The following is a 15724-nucleotide window of genomic DNA, read 5'->3' on the forward strand; positions in this document are numbered from 1 at the left end:
CCACGCGGCCGCCGCCACGGCCATCGACACCGTCTTCCGCATCGAGTCCCCCCGCCTCATCGCCGGCGTCGCCCGCATCGTGCGGGACGTCGGTATCGCCGAGGAGCTGGCTCAGGACGCGCTGGTCGCGGCGCTGGAGCAGTGGCCGAGGGACGGGGTTCCGGACAATCCGGGGGCGTGGCTCATGGCCACGGCCAAGCACCGGGCGATCGACCTCGTGCGCCGCCGGGAACGGTACGCGCGGAAGCTGGCGGAGGTGGGCCGGGACCTGGAGGCGACGGGGCCGTACCTCGATCGGCCGTCCGACCCGGACGACATCGACGACGACCTGCTCCGCCTCGTCTTCACGGCCTGCCACCCCGCGCTCTCCGCCGAGGCCCGCATCGCCCTCACCCTCCGCCTCCTCGGCGGTCTGACCACGACCGAGATCGCCCGCGCCTTCCTGGCCCCCGAGGCGACGGTCGCCCAGCGCATCGTGCGCGCCAAACGGACCCTCGCCACCAAGGGCGTCGCCTTCGAGGTGCCCTACGGCCCCGACCGCGAGGCCCGCCTGGACTCCGTACTGGAGGTCATCTACCTCATCTTCAACGAGGGCTACGCGGCCACCGCGGGCGACGACCTGCTGCGCCCCTCCCTGAGCGAGGACGCCCTCCGGCTCGCCCGTGTGCTGGCCCAGCTGATGCCCAAGGAACCCGAGGTGCACGGCCTGGTGGCGCTGCTGGAGCTCCAGGAGTCCCGGGCCGCCGCCCGCACGGGCCCGGCCGGCGAACCCGTCCTCCTCAAGGACCAGAACCGCCGCCGCTGGAACCGCCTCCTCATCGCCCGCGGCTTCACCGCCCTCGGCCGCGCCACCGCCACGGCGACGGGCGCCCCGGGCCCGTACGCCCTCCAGGCCGCCATCGCCGCCTGCCACGCCCAGGCCTACGCCTACGAGGAGACCGACTGGCCGAGGATCGCGACCCTCTACGCCCTGCTGGCCGCCCGCTCCCCGTCCCCCGTCGTCGAACTGAACCGCGCGGTCGCCGTCTCCATGGCCGACGGCCCGGCCCCGGCCCTGGAGATCGTGGACCGCCTGACCGCCGAGCCCGCCCTCCGCGACTACCACTTGCTGCCGAGCGTGCGCGGCGATCTGCTGCGGCGGCTGGGCCATACGGAGGAGGCCCGCGCCGAGTTCGTACGGGCGGCGGGGCTGGCGCGCAACGAGCGGGAGCGGGCGTTGCTGCTGGCGCGGGCGGCGGAGGGAGAATAGAGGGCCGGCGAGGCTAGGCCGGGTGTCCGATCAGCATCGTCGGGGCTCCCGCGACCCGGGTCATGAACACCGTCGCCGAGTTGCGGCCCTGGGGCTTGACCTTCTTGCGCAGTTCCTCCGGCTCGACGGCCGACCCCCGCTTCTTCACGGTCAGGATGCCGACCTCGCGCTCCCGCAGCAGGGCCCTCAACTTCTTTACGTTGAAGGGCAGTTGATCGGTGATCTCGTAGGCGGTGGCATACGGGGTGACGTGGTGCTCGTCGGCGGTGACGTAGGCGATGGTGGCGTCGATCAGCCCGCCTTCGAGGTCCTCGGCGACCTCGGCGACCAGGTGGGCGCGGATGACGGCGCCGTCGGGCTCGTAGAGGTAGCGGCCGGGCGGGCGGACCCCGGGATCGGGGAGGCCGCGGCCGTGGAGAGTGTGCGGGCCGGGGAGGAGGGTCGCGCGGACGGAGCTCTCGGCCCCGGCCCCGGCCGCCGCGGCGAACCACAGCACCGCCTCCTTCACATCGCCGCCGTCCGAGATCCACTCGGCGTCGGCCTCGGCGGGGACCGCCTCGTGGGGGATGCCGGGGGCGATCTTCAGGGCGGCGCGGGGTGCCTTGAGAGCGGTGGCGACGGCCCAGGAGAGCGGGGGTGAGTAGGCCTCGGGGTCGAAGATCCGGCCGCGTCCGCCGCGCCGCGCCGGGTCGACGAAGACCGCGTCGTACGGCGAGACGTCCACCTCCGTCACATCCGCCTCCCGCACCTCGATCAGGTCGGCGAGGCCGAGCGCGTCGGCGTTCGCGCGGGCCACCGCCGCCGTCAGCGGGTCGCGGTCGACGGCCAGGACCCGGATACCGGCCCGGGCCAGCGCGATCGCGTCACCGCCGATGCCGCAGCACAGGTCGGCCACGGAGGTCGCACCCAGGGCGCGCATACGCTCCGCCCGGTACGTCGCCACCGTCGTCCGCGTCGACTGCTCGACCCCGTTCGGCGTGAAGAACATCCGCTCCGCGTCCGCCGCCCCGAACTTCACCGCCGCCCGCTGCCGCAGCCGGTCCTGAGCCATCACCGCCGACACGAGTCCCGCCGGGTGCGCGCGGCGCAGCCGGGTCGCCACGGCCAGCTCGCGGGCCGGTTCGGTACCGCGCACCTCGTCGAGCAGCGCGCGGCCCTCAGGGGTGAGGAGGGGGGTGAGGAAGGTGGCGGGGTCCAGGTCGTTCACGAGGCCATTGTCGGCCAGTCGGTGGATGGTCCGCGTCCGGTGGCGGTGCGGGGGTGGTGTGGGGGCGGTGGGATGGGGCGGCCTGGGAGGCTGCGGCGCCATGCGACGCGTACGACAAGATGACGAAAAGAGTATGAAGCGGGCGATTCTCCGGGCGCTCGCCGCGCTCGCTGTCACGGTCATGGCGTCCGGGTGCGCCGGAGGTGGTGCCGAGAAGGCCCCGGGCAAGGATTCCTCCGAGCGGCGGGAGTCGGCCCGGCAGGAGCGACAGGGGGACCGTCAGGGTGCGCAGGGGCGAGGGCCCGGGCGGCGGGCGCTCGCCGCGCCGGCCGCCCGGGCCCTCGACGCGTACGCCGGGACACTGCGCCGGGCGCACGCCGCCCGGATCGCCGCCGCGAAGCGCTGGCGGCTGGACGCGCTGCCGCTGCTCCGCCCCCGCCCCCGCCTCCGGCGGAGAAGCCGGTCCTGAAGACCCGTAATGGATTCGAGGTCGACGGGCATGTCGAGGACGGACTCCCGCCGGTCTTCACCACCGCCCCCACGCCAAGGAGGACTACGGCTGCTTCGAGCGGATGCGGGCCCGAGGCGTCGCCCTCAACTGGGTCCCCGGCGTACTCGACCCCGGGGCGGTGACACGGATCCTGTCCGTGGTCCGGGTCCGGGAGGCCGGTTCCCTGCACGATCTGGCCATATGGGTACGGACAGAGGCGACGGGGACCCCTGAACCATCACTCCGGTGGAGCAGGGGCCATGCACGCCGGCACCGTATCCGGCATCCCAGATCGCACAGCCACGCTGACCCCGGACGGCCCAGGGCACCGCAAGCCCGGAAAGCGACCATCACACGATCGAGCTGAAACGACCTTATGCACGCACCTCGACGAGCAGTTGCCACCCTCAACCACCGCTTCATGCCCGCCCTCTCCTCCGCCCTGTCCGCCCTGTCCGCTCTCGCCACCGTCGCCGTCCTGCCGCTCGCCGGATGCGCCCCCGAGCGCACCGAACACGCCGATGCCGCAGCCCGCGCCGACCGTGCCGACCGGGCTACCCGTGCCGAGGAGCCGCGACGCGAGCCGGCGGCGGAGGACCGGCGACGACCGGCGTACGGGCCGGCGTCACCCTCCGCCCCGGCACAGCCGACCCCGCCGCCCCCGTACCGCCGTTGGGGCCTCCCCAAGCCGCTCGCCCCCGCGCCCGGCACCCCCGACCGCCCGCCCGCTCCCCGCGCGGCCGGCCCCGGGCTGCCCCCGGTCGTGGATCGCGTTCCGACGCGGGACAGGGTCGTGTTCCTGACGTACGACGACGGGGCCGAGAAGGACCCGAGGTTCATCGACATGGTCCGTGAGCTGCGGCTCCCGGTGAGCATGTTTCCGACGGACAGTGTCGTGGGGCCGGGGTACGGCCACTTCGCGCGGCTGCTTCGCGCGGCTGCGCGCGGTCGGTGCGACCGTGCAGAACCACACTCTCGACCACATCACCCTGCGCGGCCTGCCGTACGCCGGCCAGCGTGCCGAGATCTGCGGCCAGCAGAACAAGCTCAGGCAGCGCTTCGGCGTCCGGCCGACCCTGTTCCGCCGCTGTACGGCGTCTACGACGCGACCACGCTCCGCGCCGCCGCCGACTGCGGCATCTCGGCGGTCGTCCTGTGGCGCGCGTCCATGCAGATCAACGACCTCCGCTACGCCGTCGGCGACCACCTCCGCCCCGGCGACATCGTCCTCGCCCAGTTCCGGGGGCCGGACCAGCTGAAGGGCGCGACGCTCACCCAGATGACCACGAGACTGCTGCGCCGTATCCAGGATCAGGGCCTGACGGTGGGGCGCCTGGAGGACTACCTCTGACGGCCGCCACACGCCGTACGGGCCCCCGCCACGCCCACGTAATTAGCAGTCCGCTTGACCGAGTGCTAATCGCGGTCATAGTCTCAGGTCTGGCACTCCCCATTGGAGAGTGCCAACTGCGCGACGGGCAGGTCCGGCACCCGCGACGACGGATCCACCTGGTCGCCACCCCAGACAGTTCACCCCGTGAGATCTCCGAAGGGGGAGGTCGGATCGTGACGACCACCAGCTCCAAGGTTGCCATCAAGCCGCTCGAGGACCGCATTGTGGTCCAGCCGCTCGACGCCGAGCAGACCACCGCCTCTGGCCTGGTCATCCCGGACACGGCCAAGGAGAAGCCCCAGGAGGGCGTCGTCCTGGCCGTCGGTCCGGGCCGCTTCGAGAACGGCGAGCGCCTGCCGCTCGACGTTCAGACCGGCGACATCGTGCTGTACAGCAAGTACGGCGGCACCGAAGTGAAGTACAACGGCGAGGAGTACCTCGTCCTCTCGGCTCGCGACGTGCTCGCGATCATCGAGAAGTAATTCACCCAGGTTTGCTTTTGCTTTGAGCTGCGCCCCTGGCCCCCGCGACCACTGAAAGCCGGGCGCCGGGGGCGCAGTTCGTTTTCCCGAGAGGACTGAATCAGCTCCATGGCGAAGATCCTGAAGTTCGACGAGGACGCCCGTCGCGCCCTTGAGCGCGGCGTCAACAAGCTTGCCGACACGGTGAAGGTGACGATCGGCCCCAAGGGCCGCAACGTCGTCATCGACAAGAAGTTCGGCGCCCCCACCATCACCAACGACGGTGTCACCATCGCCCGTGAGGTCGAGGTCGACGACCCGTACGAGAACCTCGGCGTCCAGCTGGTGAAGGAGGTGGCGACCAAGACCAACGACGTAGCGGGCGACGGTACGACCACCGCCACCGTGCTGGCCCAGGCGCTGGTCCGCGAGGGCCTGCGGAACGTCGCCGCCGGTGCCTCCCCGGCCGCCCTGAAGAAGGGCATCGACGCCGCGGTCAAGGCCGTGTCCGAGGAGCTCCTCGCGACCGCCCGCCCGATCGACGAGAAGTCCGACATCGCGGCCGTCGCCGGTCTGTCCGCGCAGGACAGCCAGGTCGGCGAGCTCATCGCCGAGGCGATGGACAAGGTCGGCAAGGACGGTGTCATCACCGTCGAGGAGTCCAACACCTTCGGTCTGGAGCTGGACTTCACCGAGGGCATGGCCTTCGACAAGGGCTACCTGTCGCCGTACTTCGTGACGGACCAGGAGCGTATGGAGGCCGTCCTCGACGACCCGTACATCCTCATCCACCAGGGCAAGATCGGCGCCATCGCCGACCTGCTGCCGCTGCTGGAGAAGGTCATCCAGTCCAACGCCTCGAAGCCCCTGCTGATCATCGCCGAGGACGTCGAGGGCGAGGCCCTGTCGACCCTGGTCGTCAACAAGATCCGCGGCACCTTCAACGCCGTCGCCGTGAAGGCCCCCGGCTTCGGCGACCGCCGCAAGGCGATGCTGCAGGACATGGCGACGCTGACCGGCGCCGAGGTCATCTCCGAGGAGGTCGGCCTCAAGCTCGACCAGGTCGGTCTCGACGTGCTCGGCTCCGCCCGCCGCGTCACCATCACCAAGGACGACACCACGATCGTCGACGGTGCCGGCAAGTCCGAGGGCGTCCAGGGCCGTGTCGCCCAGATCAAGGCCGAGATCGAGAACACGGACTCCGACTGGGACCGCGAGAAGCTCCAGGAGCGCCTCGCGAAGCTGGCCGGCGGCGTGTGCGTGATCAAGGTCGGCGCCGCCACCGAGGTGGAGCTCAAGGAGAAGAAGCACCGTCTGGAGGACGCCATCTCCGCGACCCGCGCCGCGGTCGAGGAGGGCATCGTCTCCGGTGGTGGCTCCGCGCTCGTCCACGCCGTGAAGGTCCTGGAGGGCAACCTCGGCAAGACCGGCGACGAGGCCACCGGTGTCGCGGTCGTCCGCAAGGCCGCCGTCGAGCCGCTGCGCTGGATCGCCGAGAACGCCGGCCTGGAGGGCTACGTCATCACCTCCAAGGTCGCCGAGCTCGACAAGGGCCAGGGCTTCAACGCCGCCACCGGCGAGTACGGCGACCTGGTCAAGGCCGGCGTCATCGACCCGGTCAAGGTCACCCGCTCCGCCCTGGAGAACGCCGCCTCCATCGCCTCCCTCCTCCTCACGACCGAGACCCTGGTCGTCGAGAAGAAGGAAGAAGAGCCGGCCGACGCGGGCCACGGCCACGGCCACGCCCACTGAGGGACTCTTCGCCGGGAAGCGACCCGTTGAGGGAAGCCACCCTGTGAGGGAAGCCGCTCGTTGAGGAAGCCCCCGTCCGCAGTCGCGGACGGGGGCTTCTCCTATCGCTCCAGCCCTTCGAGGGCACCCAACTGCCCCATCAGCCCCAGCCGGTCGTACTGCCACCACCCCTCGACGATCTTCCCGTGCTCCCCGAACCGGAAGATGGTCGTCCCGGCCATGGTGACCTCTTTCCCGGTGGCCGTGATCCCCAGGAACTCGCCCTTGTGGGTCGCCCGCAGGTTCCACCGGGTGCACACGCGGTCGCCCTGGCAGATCTGGTCCTCGACACCGAAGTCCATGTCGAAGCCGCCCCGCCACATCTCCACCTCGCGCCGCATCGCGTCCATCCCGAGGACGTCCTGCTCGTGCGCGGAATCATGGTCGTGGTAGTTCTCGGCGAACAGATCATCGAGCGGCGGAAGCTCTCCCCGCGTCGACACCGTCTCGAAGAACCGCCGCGCCGTCCCCGCGTACAACTGTTCGTCCCGCACCACATCCAGATCCGTGAACGTGGGGATCTCGTCGCACAGCGCCACCATCTCCTGGAAGATCCGCTCCGTCTCCGGCAGCCCGGAATTCCGCATCGCCTCCTCGTACGACGGGAACTCCACGATCTCCACGAAGTGCGACCCGTCCGACCGGTCCTTCCCGATCACACTGTGCGTCGCCGTCCGCTTCCCTTTGGTCTGCTCGACCCATGTGTCCATCAGCCGGTTCATCTCGTCGAACTGGCTGGTCTTGCAGTCGATGAGTTGCACGAAGGTCATGACACACCGCCTCCCGGCCCCCCTGGGTCCGGTTGAACACCACCATTCTCCCCCTCTGGCCACATGACGCCAGGTGGCCGACGGCGGGCCGAGGCAGCCCTTACTGGGGCCCGTACTTCCGCCCCGTCTTCGAGCTGATCCCGCCCAGCAGCCCCCGCGGCACCACCTTCACCACACCCATCAGCGCCTTGTAGCGCGGGTCGGGGATGGAGACGGTCCTGCCTCGGGAGAGGTCGGCCAGCGCGGCCGTCACCAGCTTGTCCGCGTCGAGCCACATCCACCCGGGGATGTTGTCGGTGCCCATGCCCGCCCGCTCATGGAACTCCGTGCGCACGAACCCCGGGCACAGCGCCATCAGCCGCACCCCGCTGCCCGCCAGGTCCTTCGCCGCCCCCTGGGTGAACTGGACGACCCACGCCTTGGAGGCGCCGTACGTCCCCCGGGGCAGGAAGGCGGCCACCGACGCGACGTTGACGACGCCGCCGCGCCCGCGCTCGCGCATGGCCTCGGCGGCGGCCGAGGTCAGCCGCAGGACCGCCTCGCAGTGGACCTTGAGCATCATCAGCTCGTCGGCCATGGAAACGTCCAGGTAGCGGCCCTTGTTGCCGAAGCCCGCGTTGTTGATCAGCAGGTCGACCGGGCTCTTGCGGTCGGCCAGCCGCCGCACCACCGCCTCGATGCCGTCGTCCGTCGCCAGATCCGCCGTCAGCACCTCCGCCTCGATGCCGTGCCGGTCGTGCAACTCGGTGGCCTGCTCCCGCAGCCGCTTGGTGTCACGCGCCACCAGCACCAGGTTGTGTCCGTCCGCCGCCAGCCGCCGTGCGAAGGCGGCACCGATGCCCGCCGTCGATCCCGTAATCAGAGCCGTTGTCATGGCGCAAGCGTAGTGACCAGGACTGTGCGGGTCCGTTTGCTCCACGGCACGTTCACCGGCGGCTTCGCCGGCACGGCCGTGAGCACCCTCACCGGCGTCGCCGCCACCGCCACCGTCACCCGCACGTCACCACGAACCGGCCCGTCAGACCTGCTTCGCCGCGTACTTCCGCGCCCTCTCCAGCACCTCCGGATGCAGTGCCTCACCCGCCGCCAACAGCCGCGGCAGCAACCGGTGTTCGTTCATGGTGGCCCGGAACGTGAGGGCGACCGTCACGTCATGGTCGGGACGGTGGACGATCTCGATCGGGTCGCCCGCGCGGATCTGGCCGGGCCGGATCACGCGCAGATACGCGCCGGGCGCGCCCTTGTGCGTGAAGCGCTTGACCCAGCCCCGCTCACCCAGGTGCCGCTGGAAGTTGAGACAGGGGACACGGCCGCTGGTGACCTCCAGGACCACCTCGGAGCCGATCCGCCAGCGTTCGCCGATCAGGGCGCCGGAGACGTCGAGGCCCTCGGTGGTGAGGTTCTCGCCGAAGATTCCGCTGGGCAGAGTGCGACCCAGCTCGCGCTCCCAGCCGTCCAGGTCCTCGCGGGCGAACGCGTAGACCGCCTGGTCGTCGCCGCCGTGGTGATCCGTGTTGCACACCGCGTCCCCGGCCACCCCGCCGGCACCGACCCCCTTCGGCCCGGGCGCCGCCACCCGCACCGGCCCGTCCACCGGCCGCTTGTCGATGCCCGTGACGCTCTTCGACTCCTCCGGGACATCGACGGCCCGGGGACGTCCCACATTCAGTGACAGAAGCTTCATGACGGCACGCTAGGCGAGCGGCGGTCAAAGCGTCGACGCAATATTCGGCACCTCGCCCAAGCCCCGCTTATGCTCAAGCCGTGATCGAGGCCCGCCATCTCCGTGTCCTGCGTGCCGTCGCCGCCACCGGCTCCTTCTCGGCGGCGGGACGCGAACTCGGCTGCACCCAGCCCGCCGTCAGCCAGCAGATCAAGGCGCTGGAATCGTCCGTGGGTACGCCGCTGCTGGTCCGCGGCGGACGGGAGATGCGGCTGACCCAGTCCGGCGAGGCGCTGGTGCGGCACGCGGCCGGCATCCTCGCCGGACTCACCGCGGCCGAGGAAGAGGTCGCCGCCATCGCCGGGCTGCGCGCCGGACGCGTCCGCCTGGTCTCCTTCCCCAGCGGCAGCTCCACCCTCGTCCCCACCGCCCTGGCCGCCCTCCGCGCGGCCCACCCCGGCACCCGGGTCTCCCTGGAGGAGGCCGAACCGCCGCGCTCGGTCGAGATGCTCCGCGAGGGCGACTGCGACATCGCGCTCGCCTTCCGCTACGAGGGCGCGACGGGCCCGGAGGACGGCGACGGGAAGGGGGAACGGGAAGGGGAGCGGGAACGGGAAGGGGAGGGAGACGGGGAATGGAACGACCTGGTCGTACGTCCCCTGCTCACCGACCGACTCGTCGGACTCGTGCCCGAGGGGCACCGACTGGCCCGTACGCGGTCCGTCGGTATCGGTGAACTCGCCGGGGAGCCCTGGATCGCCGGCTGTCCGCGCTGCCGGGGGCAGCTGGTGCGGGTCTGTGAGAGCGCGGGCTTCACGCCGCGCATCGACTTCGCGACCGACGACTACCCGGCGGTGGTCGGCCTGGTGGCCGCGGGTCTCGGCGTGGCCGTCCTGCCGGAGCTGGCCATCGAGTCCGTACGCGGCAAGGGGGTGCGGACGGTCACGGTCGAGCCGGTGGTGCGCCGCGAGATCGTGGCCCTCACCCTGCCGGACCTGGCCCGGGTGCCCGCGGTCGCGGCGACGCTCGACCGGCTGGCCGAGGCTGCTGCCCGCTAGGCCCGAAAACAGTGGTCCACGCGTGCGTGCTCGTCGTACGGGCGCACGCAGAAACGTTCCTTCAGTTGTTCGAACCGGCGTCGCCGCCGGACGCGGACGCCGACACCAGCCGGTGGCGCGCCCTGCCCATGAGCTCCTCGCGCTCGTCCTCGGTCAGTCCGCCCCACACGCCGTACGGCTCGCGCACCGCCAGGGCGTGGGCCGCGCACTGCGCGCGTACCGGGCATCTCATGCAGACCTCTTTGGCCGAGTTCTCACGAGCGCTCCGTGCCGCACCGCGTTCTCCCTCGGGGTGGAAGAAGAGTGAGCTGTCGACCCCGCGGCAGGCCGCGAGGAGCTGCCAGTCCCACAGATCAGCGTTCGGACCGGGAAGGCGGGAGAAATCTGCCATTACGTGTCCCCTTGTTGCCGTCTGGGAGGTGATGGTGCCCATGACCGTACATCGACTATCTAAGGAGATGAAAATATGACCCATTGCGAATCTAGCCTCAGACACCAACAAATGGGAAGAAAAACGGCTGAATGGGGCATGGGTTGTGTTGAAAGATTGAGGGTCTGTCGTGCATGTCTGCACCGTGTCCGTGCCCTCACGTAGAGTGCCGAAGGCGACCAGCCATCCCGTAACTCTTTCGAGTGACCGTCGTTGAGAGGGCGGAGGCGGTTGAAGGAACCAGCGCTCGGGCAGGCGTTCGCGTCAGCTCGTGAGTGTCGACCGCACAGGTGACGATTTCATACCAGCCTGGAGGCTCAAGGTGACGCGCATCAGCTGCGGAGGGCGGCCATGACATCCGTCCTCGTCTGCGACGACTCCCCGCTTGCCCGAGAGGCGCTGCGCCGCGCGGTGGCGACCGTGCCCGGCGTCGAGCGCGTGACCACGGCGGCCAACGGCGAGGAAGTCCTCCGCCGCTGGGGGGCCGACCGCTCGGACCTGATTCTGATGGACGTACGCATGCCCGGACTGGGCGGCGTCGAGACCGTACGGCGGCTGCTGTCCGCGGACCCCGGGGCACGCATCATCATGCTCACGGTCGCCGAGGACCTGGACGGCGTGGCCCTCGCGGTCGCCGCCGGCGCGCGGGGGTACCTGCACAAGGACGCCTCCCGCGCGGAGCTGCGCGCCACGGTGACGCAGGCCCTCGCCGACCCGACCTGGCGGCTCGCCCCGCGTCGGCTGCGGTCGGCCGAGATGGGCGCCGCGCCCACGCTCACCGCGCGTGAGATCCAGGTCCTGGAGGGCATGAGTCACGGGCGCTCGAACGCCGAGATCGGTCGCGAGCTGTTCCTCTCCGAGGACACCGTCAAGACCCACGCCCGGCGGCTCTTCAAGAAGCTCGGCGCCTCGGACCGCGCGCACGCGGTGGCGCTCGGCTTCCGCTGGGGTCTGGTTCGTTGAGTGGGCCGTGACGGGGGTACGAGAATCCCCGCCTGCCGCATGGCGGGCGGGGGTGGTGAGACGGCCCACCGGGTGCCCGCTGCTCGTTTCGCCGCGGATGCCGCATCCTTGAGGTGTGGAGTTCCTCGGGGAGCAGTCGAACGAGCGGGAGGGGAGGGCGCAGGAAATGAGTTCCGGCGCGCCTGCTCATAACGCTTCGGTGCACAACCACGGACGTGGCGCCACGGACCGGACGGCCGCAAGGCACCATGGACCGATGCGCGACGACGAGACGACAGCGATCGGTGCGCTCGTGCATCGCGCGGTCGACGGGGACGAGCAGGCCACGCACGATCTGCTCGCCCATGTCCATCCCTTGGCGCTGCGCTACTGCCGCACCCGTCTGTCCCGGCTGCCGGGTGACGCGCGGCACTTCGTGGAGGACCTGGCGCAGGAAGTCTGCGTCGCCGTCCTCCTCGCGCTGCCGCGCTACAAGGACACCGGCCGGCCGTTCGAGGCGTTCGTCTTCGCCATCGCCGGTCACAAGGTCGCCGACCTCCAGCGCGCCGCGATGCGCCACCCCGGCTCGACGGCCGTCCCCTCGGACGAGATGCCGGAGCGCCCCGACGACTCCCTCGGCCCGGAGGAGCGCGCGCTGCTCAGCAGCGACGCCGAGTGGGCCAAGAAGCTCCTGGCCAACCTCCCCGAGAACCAGCGGGAGCTGCTCCTGCTGCGGATCGCGGTGGGGCTCACGGCCGAGGAGACGGGACAGATGCTGGGGATGTCGCCGGGTGCCGTACGAGTGGCGCAGCACCGGGCGCTGAGCAGGCTCAGAGCGCTGGCCGAGCAGTAACGACGGCTCGGCCGCGCGGCGATGACGGCGTTCGAGCGGCAAGCCCGTGGCAAGCGAACGGCGAGTGAGCGGCCATCGAGGTCGTTCGAGAACGGCTCGAAGGGCGTCCCGAATGAACAGACGGGGCGCCTTTTCCGTATGAATTCCGTACGAACGTACGAAGCCCGACGTCACTCCGTACCGTGGAATGAGCGACCCACGCTTCCCGTTAGCATGGACATCCGCACCGATCAAGGCCATTTGGAGAAGGTGTCATGACTGCCAACGTCGACGGAGTGCCCGCCAAATTCGCGACGCTCGGGCTGACCTACGACGACGTGCTGCTGCTGCCGGGCTCGTCGGACATGGCACCCGACGAGATCGACACCGCCTCGTACGTCTCCAAGAACGTGCGGGTGAACATCCCGCTGCTGTCCGCCGCGATGGACAAGGTCACCGAGTCGCGCATGGCGATCGCGATGGCCCGCCAGGGCGGCGTCGGCGTACTGCACCGCAATCTGTCCATCGAGGACCAGGCCAACCAGGTCGACCTGGTGAAGCGCTCCGAGTCCGGCATGGTCGCCGACCCGATCACCGTGCACCCGGACGCCACGCTCGGCGAGGCCGACGCGCTCTGCGCCAAGTTCCGCATCAGCGGCGTCCCGGTCACCGACGGCAACAAGAAGCTGCTCGGCATCGTCACCAACCGTGACATGGCCTTCGAGTCGGACCGCTCGCGCCAGGTCCGCGAGGTCATGACGCCGATGCCGCTGGTCACCGGCAAGGTGGGAATCTCCGGCGTCGAGGCCATGGAGCTGCTGCGCAAGCACAAGATCGAGAAGCTTCCGCTGGTCGACGACGCGGGCATCCTCAAGGGCCTGATCACGGTCAAGGACTTCGTGAAGGCCGAGAAGTACCCGAACGCGGCGAAGGACGGCGAGGGCCGCCTCCTCGTCGGCGCGGCCGTCGGCGTGGCCGGTGACGCCTTCGAGCGCGCCCAGGCCCTCATCGAGGTCGGCGTCGACTTCATCGTCGTCGACACCGCGCACGGCCACTCCCGTCTGGTCGGCGACATGGTCGCCAAGATCAAGTCGAACTCCTCCGGCGTCGACGTCATCGGCGGCAACATCGCCACTCGCGACGGCGCCCAGGCCCTCATCGACGCCGGTGTCGACGGCATCAAGGTCGGCGTCGGCCCCGGCTCCATCTGTACGACCCGCGTCGTCGCCGGCATCGGCGTCCCGCAGGTCACAGCCATCTACGAGGCCTCGCTCGCCGCCAAGGCGGCCGGTATCCCGGTCATCGGCGACGGCGGCCTGCAGTACTCCGGCGACATCGCCAAGGCCCTGGTCGCGGGCGCCGACACGGTGATGCTGGGCTCGCTGCTCGCCGGCTGCGCCGAGTCGCCGGGTGAGCTGATGTTCATCAACGGCAAGCAGTTCAAGTCGTACCGCGGCATGGGTTCCCTCGGGGCCATGCAGTCCCGCGGCGACCGCAAGTCGTTCTCCAAGGACCGCTACTTCCAGGAGGGCGTCGCCTCCGACGAGCAGCTCGTCCCCGAGGGCATCGAGGGTCAGGTGCCCTACCGCGGCCCGCTCTCCTCGGTCGTCCACCAGCTGGTCGGCGGCCTGCGCCAGTCGATGTTCTACGTCGGCGGCCGGACCGTCCCGGAGCTCCAGGACAACGGCCGCTTCGTACGGATCACCTCCGCGGGCCTGAAGGAGAGCCACCCGCACGACATCCAGATGACGGTCGAGGCGCCGAACTACAGCCGTAAGTAGTCACCAGGCTGGCCCAGGGCGGTTCCGGGGACTCCGGGACCGCCCTCGTCGTGCCCGTCGGTGATACTGGAAGGCGCAGAAGCGAAGAGGAAAGGCCACACACGTGACTGAGATCGAGATCGGGCGCGGCAAGCGCGGCCGCCGGGCGTATGCCTTCGACGACATCGCCGTCGTCCCCAGCCGCCGTACGCGGGACCCGAAGGAGGTCTCGATCGCCTGGCAGATCGACGCCTACCGCTTCGAGCTGCCCTTCCTGGCCGCTCCCATGGACTCGGTCGTCTCCCCGGCCACCGCGATCCGCATCGGCGAGCTGGGCGGCCTCGGCGTACTGAACCTCGAAGGCCTGTGGACGCGGTACGAGGACCCGCAGCCGCTGCTCGACGAGATCACCCAGATGCCCGACGAGGCCGCGACCCGTCGGCTCCAGGAGATCTACGCGGCTCCCATCAAGGAGGAGCTGATCGGGCAGCGCATCAAGGAGGTGCGCGACTCGGGTGTCGTGACCGCCGCCGCGCTCTCCCCGCAGCGCACGGCCCAGTTCTCCAAGGCCGTCGTGGACGCGGGCGTCGACATCTTCGTCATCCGCGGTACGACCGTGTCGGCGGAGCACGTCTCCGGTTCGCACGAGCCGCTGAACCTGAAGCAGTTCATCTACGAACTGGACGTCCCGGTGATCGTGGGCGGCTGCGCCACGTACACGGCCGCCCTGCACCTGATGCGCACCGGCGCGGCCGGTGTCCTCGTCGGCTTCGGCGGCGGCGCCGCGCACACCACGCGCAACGTGCTGGGCATCCAGGTCCCCATGGCGACGGCTGTCGCGGACGTGGCGGCGGCCCGCCGGGACTACATGGACGAGTCCGGCGGCCGGTACGCGCACGTCATCGCCGACGGCGGTGTGGGCTGGTCCGGCGACATCCCCAAGGCGATCGCCTGCGGTGCCGACGCGGTCATGATGGGCTCCCCGCTGGCCCGCGCGACCGACGCGCCCGGCAAGGGCAACCACTGGGGCATGGAGGCGGTGAACGAGGAGCTGCCGCGCGGCAAGAAGGTCGACCTGGGGACTGTGGGCACGATCGAGGAGGTCCTCACCGGGCCCTCGCACACCCCCGACGGCTCCATGAACCTCTTCGGTGCCCTGCGGCGGGCGATGGCCACCACCGGGTACAGCGAGCTGAAGGAGTTCCAGCGCGTCGAGGTGACGGTGGCGGACTCGCAGCACAAGCGGTGACGCCGCGCTCGGCCTGAGCGGTGGAAGGGGCTCGGTCGCCTGAGGGCGACCGGGCCCCTTTCGTGTGCCCAAGTGGGCTGGTGGGGGCGCGATTTGCGGGAGGGGGCGCGTGGTTGCGTTCGGGGCGAATGTGGGCCGAACGGGCGTAGCCAGGCGATAGCGTCCTTGTCCGGCGCCCCAGTTCTTCTGGGAGCCCCCTTCCAAGGACATGGTCCGGACCCCGCCCTCGGGGCCCGGCCCGATTTCCGACGGACCGTCCACCGGGCACTGGGCGGTGTCGTGGAAGGGGGCGCCCATGGGACGTCACCGCAAGCCCACCCGCTGGGACCGACTCCGTCTTCGGACGGTGCAGTGCCGGAGGAGGTGGATCTTGCGTATTTTCGGATGGTGAGCGGCCGCCCCCAGAAGAATTAGGGGCGGACACTCCGT

15 protein-coding genes are annotated in these 15724 nt (G+C 70.6%); 10 read left to right on the forward strand and 5 right to left on the reverse strand.

What is annotated here, in order from left to right; genetic code table 11:
• Positions 1–22 precede the first annotated feature (22 nt).
• Complete coding sequence (locus I8N67_RS38815; protein ID WP_307835505.1) at positions 23–1249, forward strand: RNA polymerase sigma factor; 1227 nt, start codon at positions 23–25, stop codon at positions 1247–1249.
• A gap of 13 nt (positions 1250–1262) precedes the next feature.
• On the opposite strand, the gene I8N67_RS38820 is transcribed toward I8N67_RS38815, so the two are convergent.
• Entirely contained in the window at positions 1263–2456 is a 1194-nt protein-coding gene (locus I8N67_RS38820; RefSeq protein WP_307835504.1) for a THUMP-like domain-containing protein, read from the reverse strand.
• A 133-nt stretch (positions 2457–2589) separates the two neighbouring features.
• Between I8N67_RS38820 and I8N67_RS38825 the strand changes: the two genes are divergently transcribed.
• From I8N67_RS38825 to groL, 4 genes are all read left to right on the forward strand, one after another.
• Positions 2590–2925 carry a hypothetical protein gene (locus I8N67_RS38825; protein WP_200309007.1) on the forward strand — a complete coding sequence of 112 codons (336 nt, stop codon included), beginning with the start codon at positions 2590–2592 and terminating at the stop codon, positions 2923–2925.
• A gap of 442 nt (positions 2926–3367) precedes the next feature.
• Complete coding sequence (locus I8N67_RS43470) at positions 3368–4297, forward strand: polysaccharide deacetylase family protein (RefSeq protein ID WP_443729055.1); 930 nt, start codon at positions 3368–3370, stop codon at positions 4295–4297.
• Positions 4298–4512: 215 nt separating this feature from the next.
• Positions 4513–4821 (forward strand): co-chaperone GroES, encoded by a 309-nt coding sequence (gene groES / locus I8N67_RS38835; RefSeq protein WP_028807844.1) that lies wholly within the window; start codon positions 4513–4515, stop codon positions 4819–4821.
• Positions 4822–4929: 108 nt separating this feature from the next.
• Entirely contained in the window at positions 4930–6552 is a 1623-nt protein-coding gene (gene groL, locus I8N67_RS38840) for a chaperonin GroEL (RefSeq protein WP_200309008.1), read from the forward strand.
• 101 nt (positions 6553–6653) lie between these two features.
• Here groL and I8N67_RS38845 read toward each other — a convergent pair whose 3' ends face one another.
• The 3 genes from I8N67_RS38845 to I8N67_RS38855 all read right to left on the reverse strand — a co-directional run bounded on the left by I8N67_RS38845 (position 6654) and on the right by I8N67_RS38855 (position 9045).
• Entirely contained in the window at positions 6654–7361 is a 708-nt protein-coding gene (locus I8N67_RS38845) for an ester cyclase (protein ID WP_200309009.1), read from the reverse strand.
• 100 nt (positions 7362–7461) lie between these two features.
• Positions 7462–8235, reverse strand: coding sequence for an SDR family NAD(P)-dependent oxidoreductase (locus tag I8N67_RS38850; RefSeq protein ID WP_200309010.1), 774 nt, complete (start codon positions 8233–8235; stop codon positions 7462–7464).
• Positions 8236–8379: 144 nt separating this feature from the next.
• Positions 8380–9045 (reverse strand): MOSC domain-containing protein, encoded by a 666-nt coding sequence (locus I8N67_RS38855; RefSeq protein WP_200309011.1) that lies wholly within the window; start codon positions 9043–9045, stop codon positions 8380–8382.
• Positions 9046–9125: 80 nt separating this feature from the next.
• On the opposite strand from I8N67_RS38855, the gene I8N67_RS38860 reads away from it, so the two are divergent.
• Positions 9126–10082 (forward strand): LysR family transcriptional regulator, encoded by a 957-nt coding sequence (locus I8N67_RS38860; protein WP_200309012.1) that lies wholly within the window; start codon positions 9126–9128, stop codon positions 10080–10082.
• Between the two features lie 61 nt (positions 10083–10143).
• On the opposite strand, the gene I8N67_RS38865 is transcribed toward I8N67_RS38860, so the two are convergent.
• The gene (locus tag I8N67_RS38865) at positions 10144–10473 is read right to left on the reverse strand and encodes a WhiB family transcriptional regulator (protein WP_200309013.1); all 330 of its coding nucleotides are present in this window, start codon (positions 10471–10473) and stop codon (positions 10144–10146) included.
• Positions 10474–10863: 390 nt separating this feature from the next.
• Here I8N67_RS38865 and I8N67_RS38870 point away from each other — a divergent pair, with 390 nt between their 5' ends.
• The 4 genes from I8N67_RS38870 to I8N67_RS38885 all read left to right on the forward strand — a co-directional run bounded on the left by I8N67_RS38870 (position 10864) and on the right by I8N67_RS38885 (position 15295).
• Positions 10864–11475, forward strand: a complete 612-nt coding sequence (locus tag I8N67_RS38870; protein WP_003948568.1) for a response regulator transcription factor — start codon at positions 10864–10866, stop codon at positions 11473–11475.
• Between the two features lie 256 nt (positions 11476–11731).
• The gene (locus tag I8N67_RS38875; RefSeq protein ID WP_013001361.1) at positions 11732–12307 is read left to right on the forward strand and encodes a sigma-70 family RNA polymerase sigma factor; all 576 of its coding nucleotides are present in this window, start codon (positions 11732–11734) and stop codon (positions 12305–12307) included.
• A 254-nt stretch (positions 12308–12561) separates the two neighbouring features.
• Positions 12562–14067 (forward strand): IMP dehydrogenase, encoded by a 1506-nt coding sequence (gene guaB, locus I8N67_RS38880; protein WP_200309014.1) that lies wholly within the window; start codon positions 12562–12564, stop codon positions 14065–14067.
• A gap of 103 nt (positions 14068–14170) precedes the next feature.
• Complete coding sequence (locus tag I8N67_RS38885) at positions 14171–15295, forward strand: GuaB3 family IMP dehydrogenase-related protein (protein WP_200309015.1); 1125 nt, start codon at positions 14171–14173, stop codon at positions 15293–15295.
• Positions 15296–15724: the final 429 nt, after the last annotated feature.

Origin of the sequence: Streptomyces adelaidensis, assembly GCF_016598475.1 — a bacterium.
In the GTDB taxonomy this organism is placed as follows: Bacteria; Actinomycetota; Actinomycetes; order Streptomycetales; family Streptomycetaceae; genus Streptomyces; species Streptomyces adelaidensis.

What these genes read in the sequence shown, in the direction of transcription:
- I8N67_RS38850 (WP_200309010.1), bottom strand. Translation starts at nt 8,235, where the DNA reads ATGACAACGGCTCTGATTACGGGATCGACGGCGGGCATCGGTGCCGCC.
- I8N67_RS38865 (WP_200309013.1), bottom strand. Translation starts at nt 10,473, where the DNA reads ATGGCAGATTTCTCCCGCCTTCCCGGTCCGAACGCTGATCTGTGGGAC.
- I8N67_RS38845 (WP_200309009.1), bottom strand. Translation starts at nt 7,361, where the DNA reads ATGACCTTCGTGCAACTCATCGACTGCAAGACCAGCCAGTTCGACGAG.
- groL (WP_200309008.1), top strand. Translation starts at nt 4,930, where the DNA reads ATGGCGAAGATCCTGAAGTTCGACGAGGACGCCCGTCGCGCCCTTGAG.
- I8N67_RS38825 (WP_200309007.1), top strand. Translation starts at nt 2,590, where the DNA reads ATGAAGCGGGCGATTCTCCGGGCGCTCGCCGCGCTCGCTGTCACGGTC.
- I8N67_RS38875 (WP_013001361.1), top strand. Translation starts at nt 11,732, where the DNA reads ATGCGCGACGACGAGACGACAGCGATCGGTGCGCTCGTGCATCGCGCG.
- I8N67_RS38870 (WP_003948568.1), top strand. Translation starts at nt 10,864, where the DNA reads ATGACATCCGTCCTCGTCTGCGACGACTCCCCGCTTGCCCGAGAGGCG.
- I8N67_RS43470 (WP_443729055.1), top strand. Translation starts at nt 3,368, where the DNA reads ATGCCCGCCCTCTCCTCCGCCCTGTCCGCCCTGTCCGCTCTCGCCACC.
- I8N67_RS38855 (WP_200309011.1), bottom strand. Translation starts at nt 9,045, where the DNA reads ATGAAGCTTCTGTCACTGAATGTGGGACGTCCCCGGGCCGTCGATGTC.
- guaB (WP_200309014.1), top strand. Translation starts at nt 12,562, where the DNA reads ATGACTGCCAACGTCGACGGAGTGCCCGCCAAATTCGCGACGCTCGGG.